Origin of the sequence: Mesorhizobium sp. M1E.F.Ca.ET.063.01.1.1 (assembly GCF_003998155.1) — a bacterium.
Classification (GTDB): domain Bacteria; phylum Pseudomonadota; class Alphaproteobacteria; order Rhizobiales; family Rhizobiaceae; genus Mesorhizobium.
The window spans coordinates 1-4,108 of sequence record NZ_RZSC01000551.1 but is presented as its reverse complement, the minus strand read 5'-3'; the positions used below and the strand labels follow the sequence as shown (position 1 = coordinate 4,108).

Below are 4,108 nucleotides of genomic sequence, written 5' to 3'. Positions count from 1 at the left end.
GAATATGCCCGGTGCCGCTGTCGCTATTTTCGCCCGGCCTGCTTTTTCTTCGGCGGCGCTTCAACCGCCCCGCGCGCGAGCCTTGCCGCGCGAAGCCGTTCCGTCTTTGCCTGCCGGGCCGCCGCTTCCCGCTCGATGATCGCGCGCGCCGTGTTCGTGGTGGCTTCGCTCTTGGCGTCCGCCTTCGGCTTGAACAAACTCGTTTCGGCCATGGTCTCCTCGCTGTTTGATACGAAGAAGGCCGGGCAAGCCCGACCCTCTCCAGATGCTCCCCAAAATGCTCCCCCAAAGTGCTCCAAGGCCAATGCCGGTACATCCGCGGTCAAAGGCCATGGATGCACCGCATCAGGCCGCCTGCAGGTTCTCCGCGGAGCTCTTGCCGTTCCGCTGGTCCTTCACGATGTCGAAGCTCACCTTCTGGCCCTCCGCGAGCGAACGCATTCCGGCGCGCTCGACGGCGGAAATATGGACGAACACGTCCGGCTGCCCATTGCCCTGTTCGATGAAGCCGAAGCCTTTGGTGGCGTTGAAAAACTTCACTGTTCCGGTTGCCATACGATTTTCCTTCCAAATCGACGCAAATCATCGCCGTCTGGCGTTATGCCAAACGTCGCAGTCTTCGAAATTGAGAGGGAAGATCGTCAGGGCGCCGCGGCGCGGAAACAACATTCGTTCAACAAGATCGATTTGAAAGACATAGCGCTTGAACAAGCTGCGGCAAGGCGCTGACAAACAATATTATCGATGGCCTTTGTCCTGGCGGCCTTAGGCGACGGATGGCGCTTGCTCTTGCCAAAGCTGTTGATTTCGGTGCGTGGCAATCGTGGACGGCTCCGGACCAGCCAGCTAGAATTCCGAGAAACCGATCGCCTGGCTAGGCCCATCGGCCTCTGGATCGGCGCGGCTCATGAGTCCGGGGCTATTCGATGAGTGAAGTGATCGAACAACTCGTCAGCGCCATGAACGCACACGACCTCGATGCCGTCACCGCTCTCATCCACGAGAACTATCGCAGCGTGCAGCCGGTGCACCCGGGCAGGGCCTTCGTTGGGCGGGAACAGATGCGTGCCAACTGGGAGGCCATGTTCGCGGGAATACCCGACTTCCGCGCCACGGTCGCGCGGTCGGTCCAAGACGGTGGCACGACCTGGAGCGAATGGCATTGGTCGGGCACCCGCCGCGACGGCCAGCCGTTCGAGGTGCGCGGGGTCACGCTGTTCGAGATCATCGACGGCAAGATCGTTGCCGGGCGGCTGTACCTGGAGGATGTCGAACGGCAGCTGGTCGGCATCGAAGAGGCGGTCGAAGCCCTCTCCGGCCGCCGTCCAAAGGGGACCAGCAGCAAGGCAGGCCCGTGAGCCCAACCGCTGGCGCCGCTTATTCCGCCCGCAGCACCCCTAACCCACCCAGATCGAGCACCCAATCTTCTGCCCCGTGGCCGCATCCCGCACCGCTTTCGCAAACACCCGCCTCAGACCAACCCTGTTGGCTCTCACTTCCTTGCTCGCGAGGTAGGTCGGGTCGCCGACTTCCCAGTGGTAGCGTGTGTTTGCAGGCGCCCGCTTCCAGGTGAATTTCGATACGTAGGCTACTTGGCCCGGCGTGGCGTCGGCGAACCGGCAGTCGATGGTCGCCGGGATCATTCCTTTCGCCGCCATCGCGTTGACCACCTCGTTGGCGTTCTCCGTCGTCAGCCATTGATCTATGCCATTCTTCTGATACGCGGCGAGGGCGCTCGTCTGGTATGTGTCCCTGCCGCGGAATGACGAGCATCCTGCAAGCAGCAACAGCGCGCCGATTGCTGCGCCTGCCCAGCCTGCCCACTTAATGCCAGCGCGCCTGCTGCCTGCCCGCTCGCTGCTTGCTTGATTGCTGCGCATGCCCCGGTCCCCTTGCTCTGGAGGAAATGGAAAATTAACCGTGCCGGATGCTGCCGGTGGAGCATCGCTTCGTATATTAGGAACTTCACATGCCCGGCTCGTCCGGGCCTGGTCCTGGGCGGGCCGCGGCGCGCAGGCGGGCCGTGTGACCGCCCAGCCACAGAAGTCAGCCGCGCCAGTTCCTTAACGGCCCGCACCCGCAAAATTAACCTTTTGTTAACCATTCACCCGGCACCCTTTAACCATTGAGTAAGGATTCGTCTGGCCGTGACCTTCGCCGCCCCTTTGCACAACAAATCCATCCGCTTCCGCGCCCGCTCATTCGTCGCTTTCACGCTGACGCCGGAGGCGCCGATCGACGACTGGCTGGAGGGGCTCGACCACTGGATCGGCAATTCGCCGGGCTACTTTGCCGGCCGGCCGGTGGTGCTGGATCTGAACACCTTGAAGCCGGGGCCGGAGGAGATCGCCGCACTTGTCGGCACGCTGGCGCGGCGCGGCATCCGCGTCTATGCCATCGAGCTCGAAGGCGCCGAGCTCGGCCACGAACTGCCGCCGCTGCTCGCCGGCGCCAAGGAGGCCACCGCCGAGGGGCTGCTGGGCAGGGCCGCGCGCAAGGCGAAGGCGGAAGAGATCACGGTCGAGACGGCCGCCGTCGAGGACATGCAGCCGGGCCAGGTTAGGGCACCGCAGGAAGAATTTGCAGACACCGGGCTGGCCAAGCTCGATGCTGAGAACGCTGAAGCCGTCGAAGCAGCCAAACCCGAACCGGCGAGGTCGGGGCAGGGCGCTGAGCCGGCGCGGCACGAACCTTCCGCCGGCACGCTGATGATCAAGGCGCCGATCCGCTCGGGACAATCGGTCTTCCACCCGCATGGCGACGTCATCGTGCTGGGCTCGGTCGCATCCGGTTCGGAGATCGTCGCCGGCGGCTCGATCCATGTCTACGGCACGCTGCGCGGCCGGGCGGTCGCCGGCTCGGAAGGCAACATTTCGGCGCGCATCTTCTGCCGCAAGAACGAGGCCGAGCTGCTCGCCGTCGACGGCTGGTACACCACGGCCGAGGAGATGGAGGGCGTGTCGCGCGGCAAGGCCGTGCAGGCCTTCCTCGACAACGATGCGCTGTGCGTGGTGCCGCTCGGCTGAGTTTTTTAGGTGCGGCAAGCTTCGGACCGGTTTCGCGTGCGAGGCTGATTAAAGAATCCGCCGTGCCTTGCACGGTCACATAACAAACGCCAACGGAGGCTGGATGAATATGGGCAAGGTAGTCGTGGTCACTTCGGGCAAGGGGGGCGTCGGAAAGACGACCTCGACGGCCGCGCTCGGCGCTGCCGTGGCCAAGACCGGCAAGAAGGTGGCGCTCGTCGATTTCGACGTCGGCTTGCGCAACCTCGACCTGATCATGGGTGCCGAGCGCCGCGTGGTGTTCGACCTCGTCAATGTCATCCAGGGCTCGGCAAAGCTCTCGCAGGCGCTGATCCGCGACAAGCGGCTGGAGACGCTCTACCTGCTGCCGGCATCGCAGACGCGCGACAAGGACGCGCTGACCGAGGAGGGCGTCGCCGAAGTCATCGCTCGCCTGCGCTCGGTCTTCGACTACGTCTTCTGCGACAGCCCGGCCGGCATCGAGCGCGGCGCCCAGCTTGCCATGCGCTTCGCCGACGAGGCGGTCATCGTCACCAACCCGGAAGTGTCGTCGGTGCGCGACTCCGACCGCATCATCGGCCTGCTCGACGCGCGCACCATGAAGGCCGAGCAGGGCGAGCTGATCCAGAAGCACGTTCTTGTGACCCGCTACGATGCCGCCCGCGCCTCGCGCGGCGAGATGCTGTCGATCGACGACGTGCTGGAGATCCTGTCGACGCCGCTGCTCGGTATCATCCCGGAAAGCCAGGACGTGCTTCGCGCCTCGAACCTCGGCTCGCCGGTCACGCTCTCGGAGCCGATCAATTCCGCCGCCAAGGCTTATCTCGAAGCGGCAAGACGCCTGGAAGGCGAGGACCTGCCGGTGGTCGTCCCCTTCGAACGCAAGGGCTTCCTCGACCGGCTGCTCGGAAGGAGGGCGGCATGAGCATCCTCGACCTCTTCAAGCGGCGCACCAGCGCCCCGGTGGCGCGCGAGCGGCTGCAGCTCCTGCTCGCCTATGAGCGCCAGAGCCGCGGCCAGCCGGACCTCGTCTCCATCCTGCGCGAGGAGATCATGGCGGTCATCGCAAAGCACGTGCAGAT

Annotated in this window: 7 protein-coding genes; 4 read left to right on the top strand and 3 right to left on the bottom strand. The window is 64.6% G+C overall.

What is annotated here, in order from left to right:
* Positions 1-23: 23 nt before the first annotated feature.
* Complete coding sequence (locus EOA29_RS43290) at positions 24-212, bottom strand: hypothetical protein (protein ID WP_126094731.1); 189 nt, start codon at positions 210-212, stop codon at positions 24-26.
* A 133-nt stretch (positions 213-345) separates the two neighbouring features.
* Positions 346-555 (bottom strand): cold-shock protein, encoded by a 210-nt coding sequence (locus tag EOA29_RS27710; protein WP_126094730.1) that lies wholly within the window; start codon positions 553-555, stop codon positions 346-348.
* A 371-nt stretch (positions 556-926) separates the two neighbouring features.
* Between EOA29_RS27710 and EOA29_RS27705 the strand changes: the two genes are divergently transcribed.
* Positions 927-1,358 carry a nuclear transport factor 2 family protein gene (locus tag EOA29_RS27705; protein WP_126094729.1) on the top strand — a complete coding sequence of 144 codons (432 nt, stop codon included), beginning with the start codon at positions 927-929 and terminating at the stop codon, positions 1,356-1,358.
* A 39-nt stretch (positions 1,359-1,397) separates the two neighbouring features.
* Here EOA29_RS27705 and EOA29_RS27700 read toward each other — a convergent pair whose 3' ends face one another.
* Positions 1,398-1,880 (bottom strand): hypothetical protein, encoded by a 483-nt coding sequence (locus EOA29_RS27700; RefSeq protein WP_126094728.1) that lies wholly within the window; start codon positions 1,878-1,880, stop codon positions 1,398-1,400.
* 267 nt (positions 1,881-2,147) lie between these two features.
* Here EOA29_RS27700 and minC point away from each other — a divergent pair, with 267 nt between their 5' ends.
* From minC to minE, 3 genes are all read left to right on the top strand, one after another.
* Entirely contained in the window at positions 2,148-3,026 is an 879-nt protein-coding gene (minC, locus tag EOA29_RS27695) for a septum site-determining protein MinC (protein WP_126094727.1), read from the top strand.
* Between the two features lie 109 nt (positions 3,027-3,135).
* Positions 3,136-3,951 (top strand): septum site-determining protein MinD, encoded by an 816-nt coding sequence (gene minD / locus EOA29_RS27690; protein ID WP_126095975.1) that lies wholly within the window; start codon positions 3,136-3,138, stop codon positions 3,949-3,951.
* A partial coding sequence (gene minE / locus EOA29_RS27685; protein ID WP_127221884.1) for a cell division topological specificity factor MinE occupies positions 3,948-4,108 on the top strand: 161 nt, incomplete at its 3' end. The genes minD and minE, both read left to right, overlap by 4 nt.